At 39.8% G+C, this 20,383-nt stretch carries 22 protein-coding genes; 6 read left to right on the top strand and 16 right to left on the bottom strand.

Annotated features, from left to right (window positions below; genetic code table 11):
* Positions 1-98: 98 nt before the first annotated feature.
* Positions 99-830, top strand: a complete 732-nt coding sequence (gene aat / locus AC1M85_RS03560; RefSeq protein WP_488213846.1) for a leucyl/phenylalanyl-tRNA--protein transferase — start codon at positions 99-101, stop codon at positions 828-830.
* A 17-nt stretch (positions 831-847) separates the two neighbouring features.
* On the top strand, positions 848-1,663 hold the full coding sequence (locus AC1M85_RS03555) for an arginyltransferase (RefSeq protein ID WP_481610353.1): 816 nt from the start codon (positions 848-850) through the stop codon (positions 1,661-1,663).
* Between the two features lie 14 nt (positions 1,664-1,677).
* On the opposite strand, the gene rimI is transcribed toward AC1M85_RS03555, so the two are convergent.
* The 7 genes from rimI to AC1M85_RS03520 form a co-directional block, all read right to left on the bottom strand.
* Positions 1,678-2,136 carry a ribosomal protein S18-alanine N-acetyltransferase gene (rimI, locus tag AC1M85_RS03550; protein ID WP_481597975.1) on the bottom strand — a complete coding sequence of 153 codons (459 nt, stop codon included), beginning with the start codon at positions 2,134-2,136 and terminating at the stop codon, positions 1,678-1,680.
* Between the two features lie 104 nt (positions 2,137-2,240).
* The gene (locus tag AC1M85_RS03545) at positions 2,241-3,122 is read right to left on the bottom strand and encodes a metal-dependent hydrolase (RefSeq protein ID WP_481597976.1); all 882 of its coding nucleotides are present in this window, start codon (positions 3,120-3,122) and stop codon (positions 2,241-2,243) included.
* 204 nt (positions 3,123-3,326) lie between these two features.
* Positions 3,327-4,517 (bottom strand): elongation factor Tu, encoded by a 1,191-nt coding sequence (gene tuf, locus AC1M85_RS03540; RefSeq protein WP_481592547.1) that lies wholly within the window; start codon positions 4,515-4,517, stop codon positions 3,327-3,329.
* Between the two features lie 92 nt (positions 4,518-4,609).
* Positions 4,610-6,745 carry an elongation factor G gene (gene fusA / locus AC1M85_RS03535; RefSeq protein WP_035268315.1) on the bottom strand — a complete coding sequence of 712 codons (2,136 nt, stop codon included), beginning with the start codon at positions 6,743-6,745 and terminating at the stop codon, positions 4,610-4,612.
* Between the two features lie 131 nt (positions 6,746-6,876).
* Positions 6,877-7,347: a 30S ribosomal protein S7 gene (rpsG, locus tag AC1M85_RS03530; protein WP_004648014.1), complete on the bottom strand. Its 471-nt coding sequence runs from the start codon at positions 7,345-7,347 to the stop codon at positions 6,877-6,879.
* A gap of 180 nt (positions 7,348-7,527) precedes the next feature.
* Positions 7,528-7,902 carry a 30S ribosomal protein S12 gene (gene rpsL, locus AC1M85_RS03525; RefSeq protein ID WP_004648013.1) on the bottom strand — a complete coding sequence of 125 codons (375 nt, stop codon included), beginning with the start codon at positions 7,900-7,902 and terminating at the stop codon, positions 7,528-7,530.
* 171 nt (positions 7,903-8,073) lie between these two features.
* Complete coding sequence (locus tag AC1M85_RS03520) at positions 8,074-9,501, bottom strand: EcsC family protein (RefSeq protein ID WP_488213554.1); 1,428 nt, start codon at positions 9,499-9,501, stop codon at positions 8,074-8,076.
* Positions 9,502-9,776: 275 nt separating this feature from the next.
* On the opposite strand from AC1M85_RS03520, the gene AC1M85_RS03515 reads away from it, so the two are divergent.
* Both AC1M85_RS03515 and AC1M85_RS03510 read left to right on the top strand, forming a co-directional pair.
* A complete protein-coding gene (locus AC1M85_RS03515) occupies positions 9,777-11,006 on the top strand; it encodes a beta-ketoacyl synthase N-terminal-like domain-containing protein (protein ID WP_035268310.1) in 1,230 nt (409 codons plus the stop codon).
* A 28-nt stretch (positions 11,007-11,034) separates the two neighbouring features.
* Positions 11,035-11,487, top strand: coding sequence for a CopD family protein (locus AC1M85_RS03510; RefSeq protein WP_481588043.1), 453 nt, complete (start codon positions 11,035-11,037; stop codon positions 11,485-11,487).
* 53 nt (positions 11,488-11,540) lie between these two features.
* On the opposite strand, the gene AC1M85_RS03505 is transcribed toward AC1M85_RS03510, so the two are convergent.
* The 4 genes from AC1M85_RS03505 to AC1M85_RS03490 form a co-directional block, all read right to left on the bottom strand.
* Entirely contained in the window at positions 11,541-12,962 is a 1,422-nt protein-coding gene (locus AC1M85_RS03505; protein ID WP_092768649.1) for an amino acid permease, read from the bottom strand.
* Positions 12,963-13,096: 134 nt separating this feature from the next.
* Positions 13,097-13,456 (bottom strand): RidA family protein, encoded by a 360-nt coding sequence (locus tag AC1M85_RS03500; RefSeq protein ID WP_035268302.1) that lies wholly within the window; start codon positions 13,454-13,456, stop codon positions 13,097-13,099.
* 56 nt (positions 13,457-13,512) lie between these two features.
* On the bottom strand, positions 13,513-14,616 hold the full coding sequence (gene alr, locus AC1M85_RS03495; protein WP_180028719.1) for an alanine racemase: 1,104 nt from the start codon (positions 14,614-14,616) through the stop codon (positions 13,513-13,515).
* A 46-nt stretch (positions 14,617-14,662) separates the two neighbouring features.
* Entirely contained in the window at positions 14,663-15,922 is a 1,260-nt protein-coding gene (locus AC1M85_RS03490; protein WP_035268298.1) for a D-amino acid dehydrogenase, read from the bottom strand.
* 138 nt (positions 15,923-16,060) lie between these two features.
* Here AC1M85_RS03490 and AC1M85_RS03485 point away from each other — a divergent pair, with 138 nt between their 5' ends.
* Positions 16,061-16,525, top strand: a complete 465-nt coding sequence (locus AC1M85_RS03485) for an Lrp/AsnC ligand binding domain-containing protein (protein WP_035268295.1) — start codon at positions 16,061-16,063, stop codon at positions 16,523-16,525.
* 54 nt (positions 16,526-16,579) lie between these two features.
* On the opposite strand, the gene AC1M85_RS03480 is transcribed toward AC1M85_RS03485, so the two are convergent.
* Complete coding sequence (locus AC1M85_RS03480; protein ID WP_180028720.1) at positions 16,580-17,227, bottom strand: HAD-IA family hydrolase; 648 nt, start codon at positions 17,225-17,227, stop codon at positions 16,580-16,582.
* A gap of 83 nt (positions 17,228-17,310) precedes the next feature.
* Between AC1M85_RS03480 and AC1M85_RS03475 the strand changes: the two genes are divergently transcribed.
* The gene (locus tag AC1M85_RS03475) at positions 17,311-18,078 is read left to right on the top strand and encodes a hydroxymethylpyrimidine/phosphomethylpyrimidine kinase (protein ID WP_035268321.1); all 768 of its coding nucleotides are present in this window, start codon (positions 17,311-17,313) and stop codon (positions 18,076-18,078) included.
* Between the two features lie 33 nt (positions 18,079-18,111).
* Here the strand turns inward: AC1M85_RS03475 and AC1M85_RS03470 are convergent, their stop codons facing one another.
* The 4 genes from AC1M85_RS03470 to AC1M85_RS03455 are packed head-to-tail and all read right to left on the bottom strand — an operon-like array spanning position 18,112 to position 20,026.
* Positions 18,112-18,780: a nuclease-related domain-containing protein gene (locus AC1M85_RS03470; RefSeq protein ID WP_488213553.1), complete on the bottom strand. Its 669-nt coding sequence runs from the start codon at positions 18,778-18,780 to the stop codon at positions 18,112-18,114.
* Between the two features lie 36 nt (positions 18,781-18,816).
* A complete protein-coding gene (locus AC1M85_RS03465; protein ID WP_180028722.1) occupies positions 18,817-19,305 on the bottom strand; it encodes a methylated-DNA--[protein]-cysteine S-methyltransferase in 489 nt (162 codons plus the stop codon).
* A gap of 31 nt (positions 19,306-19,336) precedes the next feature.
* Complete coding sequence (sugE, locus tag AC1M85_RS03460) at positions 19,337-19,654, bottom strand: quaternary ammonium compound efflux SMR transporter SugE (RefSeq protein WP_180000188.1); 318 nt, start codon at positions 19,652-19,654, stop codon at positions 19,337-19,339.
* Positions 19,655-19,708: 54 nt separating this feature from the next.
* Entirely contained in the window at positions 19,709-20,026 is a 318-nt protein-coding gene (locus tag AC1M85_RS03455; protein ID WP_481588038.1) for a DMT family transporter, read from the bottom strand.
* Between the last annotated feature and the right edge of the window lie 357 nt (positions 20,027-20,383).

Below are 20,383 nucleotides of genomic sequence, written 5' to 3'. Positions count from 1 at the left end.
AAAAAACCACCTTCGGGTGGTTTTTTTATTCTTTCAACTTGGCATAATCATTTTAAACATTTTTATCTTCGGTTTTTCATTATTATTTTTAGAACTTAATCCCTATGCTCCCTCCTTCTGAATTTATTTTCCCTAATCCAATTGAATCCGATCCCGAAGGTCAAGGACTAATCTGTATAGGTGCTGACCTCTCCCCTTCTACATTATTTGAAGCTTATACACATGGTTTATTTCCTTGGTTTTCCAAAGGTGAGCCGATCTGCTGGTGGAGTCCAGAACCTCGCTGCATTATCTACCCTTCGTCATACCATCCAAGTAAATCACTCATTCGTAACATGAAAAAACATGATTATACGATTACCATTAACCGTGATTTTGAACATGTGATACGTTCTTGCTCATTACCACGAAGTTATGCCAATGAAACATGGATTAATGAAGATATCATTCAGGGTTACTGTTCATTATTTGAGTCAGGCTATGCATATAGTGTCGAAGTACGCAGAGAAAATTCGATTGTCGGCGGGCTGTATGGTGTCTCTATAGGTCAGGGTATTTTTGGTGAATCCATGTTTAGTCGAGAGACTGATGTTTCAAAAATGGCTTTTTATACCCTCATGTTGATCAGCCTTGAAAACCAGGCACCCTGGGTTGACTGTCAATTGGTGAATGATCATCTCATGAGCTTAGGTGCTTGCACAATTTCTCGCCAAGACTACCTTAATTCGTTACAAGATGTGATAAAACAGCCTCAGATTGATTGGCAAAAGTATAAAGACGGTGTATTTTCAAGTAAAACAATAGCATTTGATCAACGACTCATGGATTGAGAAATAGGAGGGACAATATGAATTCTTATCAACCCCAGTCCCTATTAAATGAACTGCAGTATTACATTACACCACCGCATGACTGCAGTTATCTTCCCGAGAAATCAGCACGGATGGTCTTTTTAGATCCTGCTCATAAAATCGACGTTGTAACTTTATCAGAATTGTCTCGTGTAGGATTTCGAAGAAGCGGAGATTTTGTCTATCGACCTGAATGTCATTTGTGTCGACAATGCCTTTCATGTCGTGTACCTGTTTATGATTTTAAAATGAACAGTCAACAAAAGAAAGCTTGGAAACGTAATCAAGACTTAGAAGTTAGAATAACCCAAACTCAAGATGCTACTGATTTACACTATCAACTCTATGAACGTTACATCAATGAGCGTCATTCAGATGGAGATATGTTCCCCCCTAGCTATGATCAATTCGAGAAGTTTTTGATTCACAGTTGTAGCAATAGTTTCTTTATAGAACTTTGGAAAGATAATCGACTCATTTGTGTCTCAACCTGCGATGTATTAGATGATGGAGTATCCGCCGTCTATACATTTTTTGATCCAGATGAATCCAAACGTTCTTTAGGTGTTTTTGCAGTCCTTAAGCAAATTGAATATGTAAAGCAGCACAATCAAGAGTTTGTATATTTAGGATATTGGGTACCCCATTCATTCAAAATGAACTATAAGTCCCAATATGCGCCTTTTGAATTATTACTGGATGGTCAATGGCGACGTGTTAATAAAATGCTCAGCAACGAAGAAATCGATCAATTAGGTCATATGCTGATGACGACACTTCCCTCTGAATGGAATAACTTTATTGTAAAGTAAGGTATTGAATTTTGTCACTTGAATAAATCTGCAAAATTATCACTGCATGCCTTTACCATAATGATGGCATGCTCTTTTCCACCATCTAATGTTGGATAATAGTTTTTACGCATATCAATTTGATGAAATCCGGATTTCTCATATAGCGCAATCGCAGCCTTATTACTTTCTCGGACCTCTAAAAAGATTTGTACAGGATCATTATTGAGTTGAGCCATTGAAGCTGCAAGCAATTGATATCCCAACCCTTTTCCACGCATCTTCGGATGAACTGCCATCAACAGCAAATTCGCTTCATCCAATACAGGCTGTAAAATACAGAAACCAACAACACGATTCTGGTATTCAATCACTGTAGATTGATATGAATCAACCGCTTCTAAAAATTGTTTTTTTGTCCAAGGATGCGTTTGCCCCAAACTTTCAATTTCATATACCACCTCAACATCTGATGTCAGCATCGGTCGAATCATAATCACTACATTACATTTTTTAAGTGAGTACATTATAGAAAGTTCGAAAATAAATGAAATAAAAAAAGGCAGCTTACGCTGCCCGAATGCACAAAAGTAAATACTTAAAAACCGAGTTTTACTTTCCATGTTGCCAATAAACCCACGGTATCCAAATCATTCGGATGGAAGCCTGGTTTAAAATAAGCCAACATTTCCTTACCCATACCAGAAATAATGCCTTTAGATGGACTATATCCATAGGTATAGATATCTTTCAAAGATGCAATATTTAACTGTTTATCGTCTTTCAATAAACGCGCTACAAAATAAGTCTGCACCATGAATAGCACAACCATTGCTGCCACTAAAGAAGATGTTCGAGCAAGATAAGATTTGATTCCTTTACCGAACACACCTTCAAATACATCATATGCAACAGCCTTATGCTCATTTTCTTCAATGGCATGCCAAGCCCACATCGTCGCCATTGTTTCATCAGTCATTAATGCTTGAATATGTTCGTTACGCAATAATTCTGAGGCAATGGTTGCTGTAAAATGTTCTAGCGCAGTCGTTCCCATCAGATCGATCATTTCTTGTGAAATACCAAATGGTTTCATAACGGTGCTAGCTGACTTACGAAAAGTTTGAATGACCGTATCTGTGGCTTTTTCAAGTGCAGCAACATCATGTCCAAATTTTTGTGCTGATGCATTAAAGCCAGCATGCTCATGTGTATGCATTGCTTCCTGACCAATAAATGCTGAAATCTCTTTTTGGAGATCTTCATTATCTTTAATGGCTGGATGTTGGCGAACTGCACGCACTGAATCGATAAAGAATTTTTCACCTGCAGGAAATAATGCAGATAACGCTGTCATGAAATGAGTTAATCCTGCTGAACCATTCATCCAATATTCTGGTACGTGATCAAAATCAAATTGCATACGACGTACTGGAAATGATGCACCGGCACGATTTGTAATATTTACTTTAGCATTCATTGCTGGACTCCTATTCGGGATCTATCCAAATCTAGTTTTATGATTCTTTTCATTACTTCATCTTAGTGATTTATTATTTTTATGATAAATGCCTTATAGGTCACATCATTATCAGTTAAGGACAGCTTACAATTCTTATTGTCTAACAATTTTTAGATTACATAAAAAACGCCCCAATGGGGCGTTTTTTCACACAATCAATACTTATGCAGTTACTTTAGCAACAACACCAGCACCAACTGTACGACCACCTTCACGGATCGCAAAACGTAGACCTGGGTCCATTGCGATTGGGTGGATTAATTCTACTGACATTTCTACGTTGTCACCAGGCATAACCATTTCAACGCCTTCTTGCAATTGAATCGCGCCAGTTACGTCAGTTGTACGGAAGTAGAACTGTGGACGGTAACCGTTAAGGAATGGAGTGTGACGACCACCTTCTTCTTTAGAAAGTACGTATACTTCTGCATCGAATTTAGTGTGTGGCTTGATCGCACCTGGTTTAGAAAGTACTTGACCACGTTGTACGTCTTCACGCTTAGTACCACGTAATAAGATACCACAGTTCTCGCCCGCACGACCTTCGTCTAGAAGTTTACGGAACATTTCAACGCCAGTTACTGTAGTTTTAACTGTGTCTTTGATACCTACGATTTCAACTTCTTCGCCTACTTTCACGATACCAGCTTCTACACGGCCAGTTACTACTGTACCACGACCAGAAATAGAGAATACGTCTTCGATTGGCATTAAGAATGCTTTATCAATAGCACGCTCTGGCTCTGGGATGTAAGTGTCAAGCGCTTCAACAAGAGCAACAACTGCATCTTCACCGAACTGACCAGCCTCACCGTTAAGTGCAGCAAGAGCAGAACCACGGATAACTGGAGTGTCATCACCTGGGAAGTCATAAGTAGAAAGAAGTTCACGAACTTCCATTTCAACTAGCTCAAGAAGCTCTTCGTCGTCTACAAGGTCACATTTGTTTAAGAATACAACGATGTATGGAACACCTACTTGGCGAGAAAGAAGGATGTGTTCACGAGTTTGTGGCATTGGACCATCAGTCGCAGCACATACAAGGATCGCGCCGTCCATTTGAGCAGCACCAGTAATCATGTTTTTAACATAATCGGCGTGGCCCGGGCAGTCTACGTGAGCGTAGTGACGAGTTGGAGAATCGTATTCTACGTGTGATGTATTAATTGTAATACCACGTGCTTTTTCTTCTGGTGCAGAGTCGATTGCAGCGTAGTCTTTAGCTTCACCACCGAATTTCTTCGCACATACAGTTGCGATAGCAGCAGTTAAAGTTGTTTTACCGTGGTCAACGTGACCGATTGTGCCCACGTTAACGTGTGGCTTATTACGTTCAAACTTAGCCTTAGCCATGAGATCTTCCTTTTTAAACTACTCATGGAGGATCACTCCATGAGCACTTGGTTTTAAACTATGAATTAGTTGGGCTTATAGTAATCGAAAGATTACTCGTCGTCACCTTTTTTACCACCAGCTTGGAACTTAGCAATGATGCCTTCAGCCACGTTACGTGGAGTTTCAGCATATTTAGCAAATTCCATAGAGTAAGTCGCACGACCTTGAGACATAGAACGCATGTGTGTTGCGTAACCGAACATCTCAGAAAGTGGAACTTCAGCACGGATTGCTTTAGTACCGCCAGGTAAATCGTCCATACCTTGAACCATACCACGACGACGGTTTAAGTCACCCATGATATCGCCCATGTAGTCTTCTGGAGTTTCTACTTCAACTTTCATGATAGGTTCAAGAAGAACAGGATCTGCTTTCATGAAACCATCACGGAATGCGTAAGAACCCGCCATTTTGAACGATAATTCGTCAGAGTCGACATCATGGTAAGAACCATCGAACAATGTCGCTTTGATGCCAACAACTGGGTAACCAGCTAGGACACCATTCTTCATACGTTCTTGAATACCTTTGTCTACAGCACCAAAGAATTCTTTAGGTACAACACCACCAACAACTTCTTCAGCGAACTCGTAGTCTTTACCAGCTTCAGGATCCATTGGCTCTAAACGTACATATACGTGACCGAATTTACCTTTACCACCAGTTTGACGAACAAACTTACCTTCTTGCTCAACAGATTTTTTAATCGTTTCGCGGTAAGCAACCATTGGTTTACCAATGTTCGCTTCAACACCGAATTCACGCTTCATACGGTCAACGATGATGTCAAGGTGAAGCTCACCCATACCAGCAATAATAGTCTGACCAGATTCTTCATCAGTACGAACGCGGAATGATGGATCTTCTTTCGCCAAGCGGCCCAAAGCAACTGACATTTTTTCTTGGTCAGCTTTAGTTTTAGGTTCAACTGCAAGTGCAATTACTGGCTCTGGGAATTCCATACGCTCCAATGTGATCACGTTGTTTTCATCACAAAGTGTATCACCTGTAGTCGTATCTTTAAGACCTACACATGCCGCGATATCGCCCGCACGAATTTCTTCGATGTCATGACGGTCATTAGCGTGCATCTGTACAATACGACCAACACGTTCACGTTTAGATTTAACAGGGTTATAAACTGCACTACCAGCTTTTAGAACACCTGAGTAAACACGAACGAATGTCAAGTTACCAACGAATTTGTCGTTCATAATTTTGAACGCAAGCGCAGCAAACGGTGCTTCATCAGACGCTTCACGAGAACCTTCTGTCTCATCTTTGTCGTCTAAGATACCTTTAATTGCTTCAACGTCAGTAGGTGCTGGTAAGAATTCAATAACAGCATCCAACATACGTTGAACACCTTTGTTTTTGAACGCTGAACCACAAAGCATTGGTTGAATTTCATTCAACAATGTACGTGCACGAAGACCACCGATGATTTCTTCTTTAGTCAAATCACCTTCTTCTAGGTACTTATCCATGAGTTCTTCTGATGCTTCTGCAGCAGCTTCAACCATGTTCGTACGCCATTCTTGAGCAAGCTCAACAAGGTCAGCAGGAATTTCACCGTATTCAAACTTCATACCTTGAGATGCTTCATCCCAGATAATCGCTTTCATTTCGATAAGGTCTACTACACCTTGGAAGTTTTCTTCTGCGCCAACAGGAATCACGATTGGCACTGGATTACCACCAAGACGTGTTTTTACTTGTTCAACAGCACGGAAGAAGTTTGCACCAGTGCGGTCCATTTTGTTAACGAACGCAATACGAGGTACTTTATATTTATTTGCTTGACGCCATACAGTTTCTGACTGAGGTTGTACACCACCTACAGCACAGTAAACCATGCACGCGCCGTCAAGAACACGCATAGAACGCTCAACTTCGATCGTGAAGTCAACGTGTCCCGGTGTGTCAATTACGTTAATACGGTGTTGTTCGAACTGGTTACCCATACCTTTCCAGAAGCAAGTTACTGCTGCTGAAGTAATAGTAATACCACGTTCTTGCTCTTGTTCCATCCAGTCAGTTGTTGCTGAACCTTCGTGAGTTTCACCTAGTTTGTGGCTCTCACCTGTGTAGAACAAAATACGTTCAGAAGTCGTTGTTTTACCAGCATCAATGTGTGCTGAGATACCAATGTTACGGTAACGAGAAATTGGGGTTTGACGAGCCATGATTTCTTGCATTCCTAAATTTTGTTGTTTAAAACAGGACGCTTTAAGCTGCTGAGCAGCTTAAAGCGATTCGATGACAAATCAGTGAAACCCGACTTACCACCCTCCTGAATAGGGGCTGTTTTATCCGCTTAGAAACGGTAGTGAGAGAAGGCTTTGTTGGCTTCAGCCATACGATGCACATCTTCACGTTTCTTGATCGCTGAACCTTTACCTTCAGCTGCGTCAAGCAACTCACCAGCAAGGCGTAACGCCATAGTTTTTTCAGAACGCTTAGCAGCAGCATCTACTAACCAACGCATCGCTAGAGCAGTACGACGGGATGGGCGTACTTCCATAGGAACTTGGTATGTAGCACCACCAACACGGCGTGCTTTTACTTCGACCATAGGACGAACTTTTTCAAGAGTAGTCTCGAAAAATTCAACTGGGTCTACTTTAGATTTTTCTTGAACGCGGTCTAAAGCACCGTAAACGATACTTTCAGCAATAGATTTTTTACCATCTTGCATTACGTGGTTCATGAACTTAGCGATTGTTTGGCTGCCGAACTTAGGATCCGGAAGGATTTCACGAGCAGCGACTACGCGACGTCTTGGCATTTTAATACTACCTATAAATATGACACTTCAGGTTTATCCAGCAGCAGTACAAAGTGTCATGTACTATTCGCTGGCCTTACTACACGTCGCTTGAATTTCACAAAATTAAATGCAGAAATCAGACAAGCGAGACGATAAAGGATTGCAGTTCTATACGTTTAAGAAAATGATCTAGTTAGATTATTTCTTAGGACGCTTAGTACCGTATTTAGAACGAGACTGGTTACGATCTTTAACACCAGCACAGTCTAAAGAACCACGAACGGTATGGTAACGTACACCTGGTAAGTCTTTAACACGACCACCACGGATAAGAACAACACTGTGCTCTTGTAGGTTATGGCCTTCACCACCGATATAGCTAGATACTTCAAAACCTGAAGTTAAGCGAACACGGCAAACTTTACGCATTGCTGAGTTAGGTTTTTTAGGTGTAGTTGTGTAAACACGTGTACAAACACCACGACGTTGTGGACAAGCCTTCAACGCAGGAACTTTTGATTTTTCAATCAAAGTCGTACGACCCTTACGGATCAACTGATTTGTTGTTGCCATGTGGCAATTCTCCCGTTAATAAAAAGCCCCAAAAAATACTACTTTTTGAGGGCATGCAATTGTAAGCCAAGAAGTAAAAATGGTCAACATTCAACATGACATCAAATATTGACCATTGTGTGCTTACAACGAAATTTTCAGAATGATTTGATCAACCATTCATAACTAAATTTATTGTTTTTTCTGTGACGTAGGTAGTGAGTTTGCTGCTTCGTCTTTCTTTTTTGAATTACGACGCTTAGGGGGCGCTTTTACCTGCACAATAGGTTCGCCTTGAGGCTGGTCTTTATCAGCGTCTTGAACACTTTCATTAGAAGCCAATTCCACATGTTTTTCAGCTAAGGCCTTAAGACCATCCTCAACACTGACCACTTCTTCTTTTTCAGACTCGGTAGATTTTGCTTCAATTTTAATTGCTGAAATTGAATCATTATGAACTGCAGACTCATCAACTTGAATAGACTCTTCTCCTTCAAGTTTTTTTGCAAACTCTTCAACCTCAACCACTAACTCATTATTGATTGACACTGCGGAATTCAATGCGAGTGAAGATTGCTTTAATAATTCTGTACCGCGCTCAAAGGCCTCCTGAACAGATACCTGCTCATCTGGATGTTGGAGAATGTACTGCTGTGCTCCTGAAAAAACAGCTCTAGCTTTAGTATGAGCCTCTTCCACCAAACGCCAGCTATATACTGCACCAATACCAGCACCAGCCACAGGTGCTAATTTAGATAAAATTGAAATTTGAGGAATCTGATTCAACCAATTCCATTTATAACCACCTTCAGGATTACTCAGCCAATTTTTTAAAGCCGTGAAGTCGTTACTAGAGCCCAATAGGGTTTGTAGCTGATGAGTATCTTGTGTTTCCAATAAATTTGCGACTGTTCTTAATGCCACTAAAAGTGTTTGCTTTTCCGCAATAACACCTAAATCGACTTGTTTGAATACATACTCAACGATCTCTTGCTCTTGACGATGATTAAGTTCAAAACCGTGCGCGCGCCCTTCTTGGTAAATACTACGCAACGTAAATGCCAACGAGAAAGGAATATCGATGGCCGTACCAACTACGCCTGTCGCACCAGACACTGCCCCCTGAACCGCTGCAATCAACTTATTTTGATTGGCTAATGCTTCACCGATACGATTCGCACGATCAGGGCTTGATTTAAGTTCATCCAAGCTTTTTGCACCAACTTCCTTTAATACATGCTCAACTGAACTTAACTCAGAAACAAAATCATTCAATTTATCAAAAAAATAATCTGCAACTTTGTTGTTTAAGTCCGGAGAGATAAAAGAAGCAACATTATTTAATTTACTGTAATGACGACCAAAAATTTTTTGAGAAACTTGAGGGACATGATCACGAAATAATTGTTGAGGGGTTTCGTACTTTTTTTGTTCAGTCATTTTTCTCTCATCTAAAGTTATGTCAATAATTTTTTGTGGATCAGGTTGTTGCGTCAATTTCGCAATTGATCCTGGTGCAACATGTTGTGCCAGTTCAAATCCAGTAGCACTGAGCTTTTTAGCCACTCCAAATGCTTTTAATACCAGTCCGCTAGATTGCTTATTATTAGAATTTGCCATTTACAACCCTCCTTCGCATTTATCACTTATGTTTAAAATTCTATGCGCAGTCAAGAGTTATCTCAACTTTATCGTGTTTTATTCGGTTGCAATATAGTGAACATATCTGCCAATAAGCGTTTTAACGCTGCGATATTGATTTGCCATAAGAATTTAAAATAGATTCTGATATCATGATACGAATTTTTGACAAGATCTTATGGACTTTTACATCCAATCAAATCATCGATGTGAATTTTTCCATAAAATGACTTCACCATAATAGGGAATTGTAAATGAAACGTGTTGTAATCACTGGTATGGGCATTAACTCATGCATTGGTAATACATTAGAAGATGTAAATCATGCCTTACAAAATGGTATTTCAGGCACACGTTTTAACCCAACTTATGCTGAACTTAATTTTAAAAGTCATGTTAGTGCTGCAGCAGAACAAAATTTTGACGGTATTGACCGTAAACTGAAACGCTTTATGGGTGTATGTGCGATGTATGCCTATAACGCTGCAGTCGCTGCGGTTGAAAATGCGGGTCTAACCGCTGAAGATCTTGCGGGCAATCCTCGTTATGGTATTGCGGGTGGTTCAGGCGGCAACTCTACAGCTTCTGTCGCTGAAATGATTGAACTTCTTGAAGAGAAAGGCGCACGTAAAATTGGCCCTTTCTTTGTTCCACGCAATATGTCAAATACTATTACAGCTAACGTTGGTGTGGCATTCAAATTACAAGGTATCGCTCACTCTATTACAAGTGCTTGTGCAACCTCAGCTGATGCCATTGGTTACGCATACAACCTGATTCAACTTGGCAAACAGGATCTAATGCTCGCTGGTGGTGGTGAAGAAGACCATTGGTCACAAAGTCTATTATTTGATGCAATGGGTGCTTTATGCTCAAAATATAATGACTCACCAGAAACCGCTTCTCGCCCTTACTCTGCTGATCGTGATGGTTTTGTCATTGCTGGCGGCGGTGGTTTCGTGGTACTTGAATCTCTTGAGCATGCTCAAGCGCGCGGTGCAAATATTCTTGCTGAAGTCGTTGCATATGCAGCCAACTCTGATGGTGCTGATATGGTCGCACCATCAGGTGAAGGTGCAACACGTTGCATCTTGATGGCACTTGATGAAGCAAAACAGCATGGTGTTGAAAAAATTGATTATGTAAATACACACGGCACATCTACACCAGCTGGTGATGTGACTGAATTGAAAGCAATGGAACGCGCATTCGGTGAAGGTCAAGTACCACCTTTAAGTTCAACAAAATCTATGACAGGTCATAGCTTAGGCGCTGCAGGTGTACAAGAAGCGATTTACTCTATTCTCATGATGCAGAATGACTTTATTGCACCAAATATCAACGTTACTGAGCTTGATGAAGGTGCAAAACCATTTGATATCGTACTTGAAAAACGCGATACAAAACTGAATACTGTAATGAGTAACAGTTTTGGTTTCGGCGGCGTAAATGCCTGCCTCATTTTCAAGAAATGGGAAGGCTAATTTAATTCCGCCCATAATGGGTGATTAGATGGATGCTCCTTCAGATGCTTTCCTATGGGTAAAAGCATTACATATTATTGCTGTGGTATGTTGGTTCGCTGCTTTGTTCTATCTACCACGGCTTTATGTTTATCATGCGATGAGTGACGATGCCATAAGTCATCAACGCTTTGAAGTCATGGAACGTAAGCTTTATCGTGGCATTATGTGGCCTGCGATGATCGCAACATTGATCACTGCACATTTTTTAGTGGACTGGGGTGATGCAACTCGACATTATCATGAAGCTTTATGGTTTTATTTAAAAGTTGGTTTAGTCGGATTACTGGTCATATACCACCTAGTGTGTGGATATTACCGTAAAAAACTCATTGATAATGCACACTATAAAAGTCATAAGTTCTGGCGCTATTTCAACGAAATGCCCACATTGATCTTATTCGCAGTTGTAATTTTAGTTGTGGTCAAACCTACATTCTAACTAAAGAATATAAAAAAACCTCCATTCGTGGAGGTTTTTTCTTTCTCTAAAAATTAATTATGGTTACGCTTACGCATACGTGGTTTATAAAGAACACGGTATGTTACAGCTAACAGAATCAACCAGATTGGGCTAATCATCAAAGCTTTAAGCGTGTCTGGCTCTAAACTTAAAATGATTAATGCAAATAGCAAAAATGCCAATACAACGTATGACATTGCCACTCCACCCGGCATTTTAAAATTCGACTTTTCATGTAGCTCAGGTCGCAATTTACGGTAGCGTATATAGCACACCATGATAATCGCCCAAATACTAATGAAAAGAATCACACACAGCGAACTTGCTAATGTAAAAGCTTCCATCGTATTTGGCACAAAATACTGAAATGCTGCACCGGCCATAATAAATGTACATGAAAAGATTAATCCCTTAGCAGGTACGGCACGACTTGAAAGTTCTGCTAGCTTTTGAGGGGCTTGGCCGTCACGGGCCAATCCAAATAACATTCGACTGGTAGAAAAGACACCACTGTTCATGGAAGACATCACAGAAGACAAAACCACTAGGTTCATAATCACAGCAGCTGAACCAATACCCGCAAATAAGAATAATGTGACAAATGGACTTTGATCTGCTGGGATATTGATCCAAGGTGTCACAGACATAATCATGATCAACGAAAGCACATAGAAAATAATAATACGTGTCGGAATAGCATTAACCGCTTTTGGTAAATTTTTTTCAGGATCTTTGGTTTCCGCAGCCATCGTCCCGAGTAACTCTACACCAACAAAGGCAAACATTGCGATTTGAAAGCCTGCCAAAAAGCCCATGGTTCCTTTCGGGAACATTCCACCATGAGACCAAATGTTACTGAAGCTTGCAACAGCACCACTTGGTGACTGAAAACTCGTAAACACCATGAAGGCACCCACCAAGATCAATCCAATAATGGCTAGAATTTTGATTAATGCAAACCAAAACTCAATTTCACCAAAAAGTTTTACAGTGACTAAGTTAATTGCGAGTATGAATAAGACACATCCTGCACTAATCGCTGCTTGCCCCATTGGGGTAAACATTTGATCTGGAGGTAACCAAAAACTGAGATAATTGATAATTGCTGCTAAATCAGCAATACCGACCAAAATCCATCCCAGCCAATAGGACCAACCAATATAATACCCTGCACCTGGTCCAATGAGATCATGTGCCATATCAATAAATGATTTGTAGTGCAGATTAGATAAAAGAATTTCACCAAGGGCACGCATCAAGAAAAAAAACATAGCACCAATAATCATATAAATGATGATGATTGAAGGTCCTGCAAGTGAAATCGTTTTTCCTGAGCCCATAAACAACCCTGTACCAATCGCTCCACCGATGGCGATGAGTTGTAAATGTCGATTTGAAAGCTTACGCTGTAATTCATTGGGAGATGATTGTTCATCAATATTTGTGGTTGTCATTATTCAACATCCTTTTACACCATCTAATCTAATCGATCAGCCTAAATTCCGCTTCAAACTGAGATTCGAGAGATTTTGTTATTATGAGAGGAGCCATAAATGACTCTTCCTCGTGAATTCTTACTTATATTCAGTTATTTCAATGCAGCAATCACTGCGATTTCAATTAACCATTCTGGATTAACGAGGTCAGCCTGAATGGTTGCTCGTGATGGTGGTATTGAATCCTCCATCCATTCAATCCAAATTTGATTGAAGATTTGAAAATCTTCCAAATTCTTCACGAAAACTTGTGCTGACAATAAACGAGATTTATCTGTGCCTACTTGAGCCAAAAGAGCGTCGATCGTATTCAGCACATCTTTCGTTTGTAAGGCGATATCAGGCGTCGTAATCTTAGGTACTTGACCAGAAAGATAAGCCACTTGATTAAAGACTGTAACTGCACTCATCACGCCATTACTATTGAATTTTTGAATATCCTGATTTTGCATATTAATTCCTTGATTACTCAGTATCGATCCTAGTGTTGATCGTTGAATTTTTAACATTAAATTTCTAGAACAAATGGAACCCGCGTCGTTACGCCACACATTAACTCATATCCCACAGTACTCGCTCCTGCAGCGACCTCATCAATCGGTAACAAACTTCCGTACTTTGAGACGCCCCACAGTACGACTTCACTGCCAATTTTTGCATCTTCAATATGCGTGATATCAACAGCTAGCATGTCCATACTTACACGACCAATCAAAGAAGTTTTTTGTCCATTCACAAGCACTGTTGTGTCAGATTGAGTAATCCGTTGATATCCATCTGCATATCCACAAGCGACAATGCCAATTTTCATAGCTTGTTCTGCAAAAAATGTCGATCCATAGCCAATACTTTGCTGAGGATTAATTTCTTGAATTGCAATCAATTCACTTCTTAAAGACATTGTTGGTTTTAAGTCCCAATCTTGAATAGTATGGGTTGGATAATCCGGTGAACTCCCATACAACATAATGCCACTACGTACAATGTTAGAGTGGACATGATTGGCATGTCTAAGAATGGCTGCGCTATTACTTAGTGAACAAGGACCACCTAAAACGCTGATGATTTGATTGAATACTGAAATTTGATAGTCAACCCCAACCTTATTCAAGCGCTCGCCATCAGCATCAGAAAAATGTGTCATGTGAGTGATTGATGCCACTTGTGGCAATTCAGTTAACAGACTCCAAATTTCAGGGTAACGTTGAGGTTGGAATCCTAAACGGTTCATACCACTGTTCATTTTCAAAAAAATATTAAAATGAGCATCAAGACTAAACCGCTTAATCCATTCGACTTGAATCTCGTTATGAACGGTAAATTGAAGATCCAAATCGTGACACAACTGTAAGTCCGCTTCTTGAAAGATACCTTCCAAAAGCAAAATTGGGCCTTTCCAACCTAAATCTCGAACTCGTTGTGCTTCACTCAGCTCTAGAAGTGCAATTCCATCTGCATCCACTAAGGCTGAATAAATGCGCTCGATCCCATGACCATAAGCATTAGCTTTAACAACAGCAAAAACTTGGGCATTCGGTACATGTTGCTTAGCAACTTTCAAATTATGCTTGATCGCGTTTAAGTGAATAACAGCCTGTATTGGGCGAGACATATTCCTTGTCCTATTATTTATTTTTTAATAGCAAACCACGCAGCCTTTAAGCTGCGTGGTTATAACGTTGAATTGAAAGTCCATCGGTACTAATCTCTGGAGTCCGATTCAGCACTAAATCACTAATCAGCTTTCCAGAACCACATGCCATGGTCCAGCCGAGCGTGCCATGTCCAGTATTTAAAAATAGATTCTTATATTTCGTCGCACCGATAATAGGCGTACTGTCTGGTGTCATCGGTCGTAGTCCCGTCCAGAAACTGGCTTGTGCCATATCTCCACCTGGGAACAAATCACGTGTTACCATCTCTAAGGTGCCACGGCGATCCTCATTTAACTCTTTATTAAAACCACTTAACTCAGCCATCCCACCAACACGAATTCGTTGATCAAAACGAGTTATTGCAATCTTGTAAGTTTCATCTAAGACAGTTGATTGAGGAGCATATTGCGCATCCACGATAGGTATAGTTAATGAATATCCCTTTACAGGATAAATGGGCAAATCTAGACCTAATGGTTTAATAAAATCTCGTGAATAGCTACCGAAGGCAAGTACATAACGATCTGCCGTGAGTACCTGACCGTCTACAATAACGCCTTTAATTTCGTCGCCCTCAACTACGAGTTTTTCAACATTTTGATTAAATTTAAACTCAACACCAATACCTTTTGCATATTCAGCAAGCGCGTTGGTAAAGATATAGCAATCACCAGTCTCATCATTTGGAAGATGTAAGCCACCGACTAATTTGTCTTTAACTTCCGCTAATGCAGGTTCAACTCGACCTAGACCTTCACGATCTAATAACTCAAATTCGACACCTGTTTCTTTTAAAACTTCAATGTCTCGTTGAACTGCGTCTAATTGCGCATCCTTACGAAAAATTTGTAATGTTCCTTTTGAACGATTCTCATAAGATATGCCAATATTTTCGCGTAATTCTCTTAAACAATCTCGACTGTATTCAGCAACACGTACCATACGCTCTTTATTGATGGCGTAATGTGCCGCATTGCAGTTCTTCAACATTTGAGCCATCCATTTCAGCTGCCACAAGCTTCCATCTACATTAATTGCTAATGGTGCATGATGTTGAAACATCCATTTAACCGCTTTAAATGGAATTCCTGGTGCGGCCCATGGTGTAGAATACCCAGGAGAAATCTGTCCTGCATTGCCAAAACTCGTTTCTTCGGCAGGACCTGATTGACGATCTAATACAGTGACGCTTGCTCCTTGTTGCGCTAGGTAATACGCACTTGCAACACCAATGACACCACTACCTAATACAATAACGCGCATGAACTATCCCTCAGCACTGTGTAGTTTATTTCACTAGTATATTTTTGCTTTAATAGTTTTTTTCACTCTTTTAATCGTTATAATTTAGGTAATTTAAGGGTTTTATCCTGAAAAAATTAAAAAATAAGGAAATTATTCATGCGGAAATTAGATCGCACTGATCGTATGATTTTAGATATTCTGCAAAAGGACGGTCGTATTGCCATTAGTGAACTGGCTGCAAAAGTAAATCTTTCTACAACCCCATGCTCGGAAAGAGTGAAAAGACTAGAACGAGATAGCATTATTATGGGCTATTACGCCCGATTAAATCCGGAGTTATTGGAGCGTAATTTACTCGTCTTTCTAGAAATTAAGTTATCGGCGAAATCTGGAGATGTTTTTGATCAAGTCGCCAAGAATTTAGTTGAGATACCTGAGGTATTAGAGTGTCATTTAATTTCAGGTGAATTCGATTACTTGGTGAAAGCGAGACTAAAAGAAATGAGTGCTTATCGCCAACTACTGGGTGACCTGCTTAAAATGCTTCCCTCCTCTGCATCCTCCCATAGTTACATCGTGATGGAAGAGGTCAAAGAGTCCTTGTACTTGGATCTAAGCTAAGCTACGAAGAGCAATCTCTTGAGAGTTGCTCTTGAGCCCAAATTTCGGCTTAGATTAATCAACGTAATTTAAAATTTGATGGAAAGCTTGAATTCTGGCTTTGGGTGCAGCAGCGGCTAACTCTGCATCACTGCCATAACCGTATTCCACCGCAATCGTTTCAATCCCATTTTTTCGAGCACCGATAATGTCATGCTCTCGGTCCCCTACCATTAAACAGGTTTCTGGCTTAATTTTTTCTCGCTCTAAAATATATGCAATAAGTTCAGCTTTATTGGTGCGGTCACCATTTAACTCACTGCCATAGGCATAATCAAAATACGGTATGAGATTGAAATGTTCAAGAATTTTCTGGGCATACACCTCAGGCTTTGCAGTAGCTAAAAACAATCTGTAACCTTTGTTCTTAAGTGTTGCCAATGTCTCTGCTACATCTTCAAATAATAAATTTTCAAATAAACCTTTTACAGCAAAGCGTTCACGATAACCAAGTAAAGCCTGTTCCGCCAAATCATCATTCACATCAACCTTCAAAATTTTGGCCAACGAGGCTTTTAAAGGTGGTCCAATAATCCAATCAATATTCTCATCCTCCGCGATAAGATGACCTACTTTTTCTAAACCATAACGTGCAGAAGTCGTAATACCCACTTTAGGATCAGTTAGCGTTCCATCTAAATCAATGAGAATATTTTTAATCATGCTGTACCTTTTTTAGAAATGCTATCGAGACTTCTCAGAAACTTGCCTATACTACTCCAAATTGATCGATGAAGGACATTGTTGTGCGCCCTACTGTATTGTGCTTTTCTGGTTTAGATCCATCTGGTGGTGCTGGCTTACAAGCAGATATTGAAGCGATCGGCCAAAGTGGTGCTCATGCAGCAATCGCATGTACAGCGTTAACCATTCAAAACTCTCAACAAGTTTTTGGATTTGAAGCAACCTCAAAAGATTTACTGCTGGCTCAAGCGAATGCTGTAGTGAACGATCTTCCTATCAAAGTAGTGAAATCTGGCATGCTCGGCACTACCGACAATATCGCCGCTTTGGCAGAATTCCTAAGAGCACATCCTGATTTCCAATACGTACTCGATCCAGTTTTGGTTGCCAATAGTGGTGGCTCATTAGGAAATCAAGCAACATTGGTCAAGGCTTTTGTTGAATTGATTCCTCTTGCTACGATTCTTACACCGAATACCGTTGAACTTCGCGCATTAACAGGCTGTGAAGATTTAGATCAAGCTACACAGAAGTTATTTGAAATGGGTGCTAAAGCTGTATTAGTCAAAGGTGGTCACGAAGACACACCGACTTATATTAGAAATGCACTCTACATCAACGGTGATATGGTCTCTGAAACAAAATGTCCTCGTCTTGAAGGTGAGTATCATGGTTCAGGCTGTTCTCTTGCTAGTTTTATTGCAGGGAGGTTGGCACAAGGTGATCAAATTAAAAATGCAGTTCACCATGCGGAAACATGGCTATTTGGTGTATTAAAACGTGCTGAAATCCCAGTTGAAGGTGGCCAAAGAATTCCAAAACGCTTCTAAATAAAAAGCCCACTGACTGTGGGCTTTTTTTTATTAATCTTTTAGTCTTTCTTTGACTGATCGGATATGTTCTCTATTGGTTTTCCACGATTTTTGAAGCGCTGCTTTTTCAATACGATATTTAATTCTCTGTAGTCTACGATCATCAATCACTTTCATTTGGTAGCTTTTAACTTCTTCAATCCAACTTTTACCCCAATGAACATGTACAGGAATTGGTGTTTTAAACTCACAATTAGGCACGAAAACTATTAACCCATGTATCGACAGATTTGAATCGATTAAATCTTTTAACAATCCCTCTAAAACCTTTATATGCTTGTAGTTTTGGTGCAATGGATTTTGAAATTTATGGCTAGATTTATAAATTTTTTGAGTCCACATTTTTTGATGTGATGAGCCAAAAATCCAACCTTTATAGTTTTTGGTCTCAATCACAAATATTCCATAAGGACTCAATAAAATATGGTCAATCTGTGTGGTCTGATTGTCCTGATCCAAAAATGTTAGATCATTCAGTAAAATATAGTCCTCATTCAAAAAATTTTTTGCATGATATTGGACAATGTATTCACCCAATTTTCCTTTGATATAAGGTACAAACATTTTGAATACAGGGATGATTGCTAGAATTAAGATCAACCACCATAACTGCGATATGAGATTAAAAACAATTGTAATTATAGGATTTTCATTAGACATAATTTTTGTATTTCATATGTTTATGCTGTTATAACATCACCACTTATCATCTTCAAGCTGCAGCAGCTTAAGCTTATTTTCCACACCTCCTGAAAATCCGACCAGCTTGCCATTGACACCTATTACACGATGACAAGGTACAATGATCGCGATAGGATTTTTCCCATTGGCCAAGCCTACCGCTCGAACCGCTTTTACATTCCCAACATCCTCAGCAATTTGCTTATACGTTCTAGACTCTCCAAAAGGAATTTTTAACAGCGCATTCCATACCGAGCGTTGGAATTCTGTCCCATAAAGCTCTATAGGCAAATCAAATACCTGACGTTGTTTTAAAAAATATTCGCGAAGCTGTGTTTCAGCAATGCATAAAATCTCGTGATCATCCCGCTGAATTACGATTTGATTTCGGATAAACTGAGGAAGTGCATTCTCCCAAGCGACAACAATCAATGCTCGATCATGAGCAACCAATTGAAGTTCACCGACAGGTGTCATTATTTTTTTTAAATAAAATTGAGTCATTTTTTAATCGCCTGAAAGTTGAATCATCTAACTATGTTGATGATAACTTCATCAAGACCAAACCCGAAATAATCAATACTGCAGCGATCATTCTCATTGCATTTGCAGGTTCTCCAAGAATAAAAATCCCAACCACAAATGAACCTACAGCGCCTATGCCTGTCCATACGGTATAAGCTGTCCCGAGTGGCAAAGTTTTCATCGCATGGGAAAGTAAAGCAAAACTTGCGATCATGAAAACGATCGTCAAAATACTGGGTGTCAATTTGGTGAATCCATCTGAAACTTTCATAAAATAGGCCCAGACCACTTCCAACAACCCTGCAACAATCAAGACTAACCAAGCCAAAATAAACCCTCTCTCAATTAAAAAAAGCAGCGTATGGATACGCTGCCTTAAATCTTACGCTGAAGCTAATTTCATCATGACTAAACCTGAAATAATCAGAATAGCCGCAATCATCCGCATTGCTGTCGCAGGCTCACCCAGAATAAAAATGCCGACTAAAAAAGACCCTACTGCACCAATCCCCGTCCAAATCGTATAGGCAGTTCCCAGAGGGAATGTTTTCATGGCATGTGCCAACAACCCAAAACTGAGAACCATAAAAAATAGAGTAATTGCAGTCGGTGTGAATTTAGTAAATCCTTCAGACATTTTCATACTATATGCCCAAACGATCTCAAATAAACCCGCGAGAATAAGAATAAACCAAGCCATGATGCCTGCTCCCAATTAAAATAATTTAAGAGTCAGGCCGTCCTGACGATTTTTCTCAGAGAAATGAGGGAGGTCGTTCCTCCAAATGATGGTTGAATTATATCAACACACGCACAAAATAGGCGCAATTTTACAATTTTTGACCCAAAATACACCTACAAAAAATAGGTCATTATCGGACTAGCTTTTCTAGATTATTTCTGCATTTTTAGGCTATTGCATTACAAAGGCGATCGCTATTGGCAGATAGAAGACTAAATCCGCACTAAATTAAAACACTTTACTGCACTATAGAATCACTGGTCTGGGATGTTTAAATTGATTTTTTATCTCGCTCTTTTAAGACTTATTCACGAA

It is taken from the genome of Acinetobacter sp. 24-47-64 (assembly GCF_057737055.1).
This window is presented reverse-complemented; position numbering and strand designations above follow the sequence as displayed.

What these genes read in the sequence shown, in the direction of transcription:
- AC1M85_RS03455 (WP_481588038.1), bottom strand. Translation starts at nt 20,026, where the DNA reads ATGGCTTGGTTTATTCTTATTCTCGCGGGTTTATTTGAGATCGTTTGG.
- AC1M85_RS03520 (WP_488213554.1), bottom strand. Translation starts at nt 9,501, where the DNA reads ATGGCAAATTCTAATAATAAGCAATCTAGCGGACTGGTATTAAAAGCA.
- fusA (WP_035268315.1), bottom strand. Translation starts at nt 6,745, where the DNA reads ATGGCTCGTCAAACCCCAATTTCTCGTTACCGTAACATTGGTATCTCA.
- AC1M85_RS03510 (WP_481588043.1), top strand. Translation starts at nt 11,035, where the DNA reads ATGGATGCTCCTTCAGATGCTTTCCTATGGGTAAAAGCATTACATATT.
- AC1M85_RS03555 (WP_481610353.1), top strand. Translation starts at nt 848, where the DNA reads ATGAATTCTTATCAACCCCAGTCCCTATTAAATGAACTGCAGTATTAC.
- AC1M85_RS03470 (WP_488213553.1), bottom strand. Translation starts at nt 18,780, where the DNA reads ATGTCTAATGAAAATCCTATAATTACAATTGTTTTTAATCTCATATCG.
- AC1M85_RS03515 (WP_035268310.1), top strand. Translation starts at nt 9,777, where the DNA reads ATGAAACGTGTTGTAATCACTGGTATGGGCATTAACTCATGCATTGGT.
- AC1M85_RS03545 (WP_481597976.1), bottom strand. Translation starts at nt 3,122, where the DNA reads ATGAATGCTAAAGTAAATATTACAAATCGTGCCGGTGCATCATTTCCA.
- AC1M85_RS03465 (WP_180028722.1), bottom strand. Translation starts at nt 19,305, where the DNA reads ATGACTCAATTTTATTTAAAAAAAATAATGACACCTGTCGGTGAACTT.
- rpsL (WP_004648013.1), bottom strand. Translation starts at nt 7,902, where the DNA reads ATGGCAACAACAAATCAGTTGATCCGTAAGGGTCGTACGACTTTGATT.
- rimI (WP_481597975.1), bottom strand. Translation starts at nt 2,136, where the DNA reads ATGATTCGACCGATGCTGACATCAGATGTTGAGGTGGTATATGAAATT.
- AC1M85_RS03490 (WP_035268298.1), bottom strand. Translation starts at nt 15,922, where the DNA reads ATGCGCGTTATTGTATTAGGTAGTGGTGTCATTGGTGTTGCAAGTGCG.
- rpsG (WP_004648014.1), bottom strand. Translation starts at nt 7,347, where the DNA reads ATGCCAAGACGTCGCGTAGTCGCTGCTCGTGAAATCCTTCCGGATCCT.
- AC1M85_RS03485 (WP_035268295.1), top strand. Translation starts at nt 16,061, where the DNA reads ATGCGGAAATTAGATCGCACTGATCGTATGATTTTAGATATTCTGCAA.
- AC1M85_RS03505 (WP_092768649.1), bottom strand. Translation starts at nt 12,962, where the DNA reads ATGACAACCACAAATATTGATGAACAATCATCTCCCAATGAATTACAG.
- tuf (WP_481592547.1), bottom strand. Translation starts at nt 4,517, where the DNA reads ATGGCTAAGGCTAAGTTTGAACGTAATAAGCCACACGTTAACGTGGGC.
- AC1M85_RS03480 (WP_180028720.1), bottom strand. Translation starts at nt 17,227, where the DNA reads ATGATTAAAAATATTCTCATTGATTTAGATGGAACGCTAACTGATCCT.
- alr (WP_180028719.1), bottom strand. Translation starts at nt 14,616, where the DNA reads ATGTCTCGCCCAATACAGGCTGTTATTCACTTAAACGCGATCAAGCAT.
- AC1M85_RS03500 (WP_035268302.1), bottom strand. Translation starts at nt 13,456, where the DNA reads ATGCAAAATCAGGATATTCAAAAATTCAATAGTAATGGCGTGATGAGT.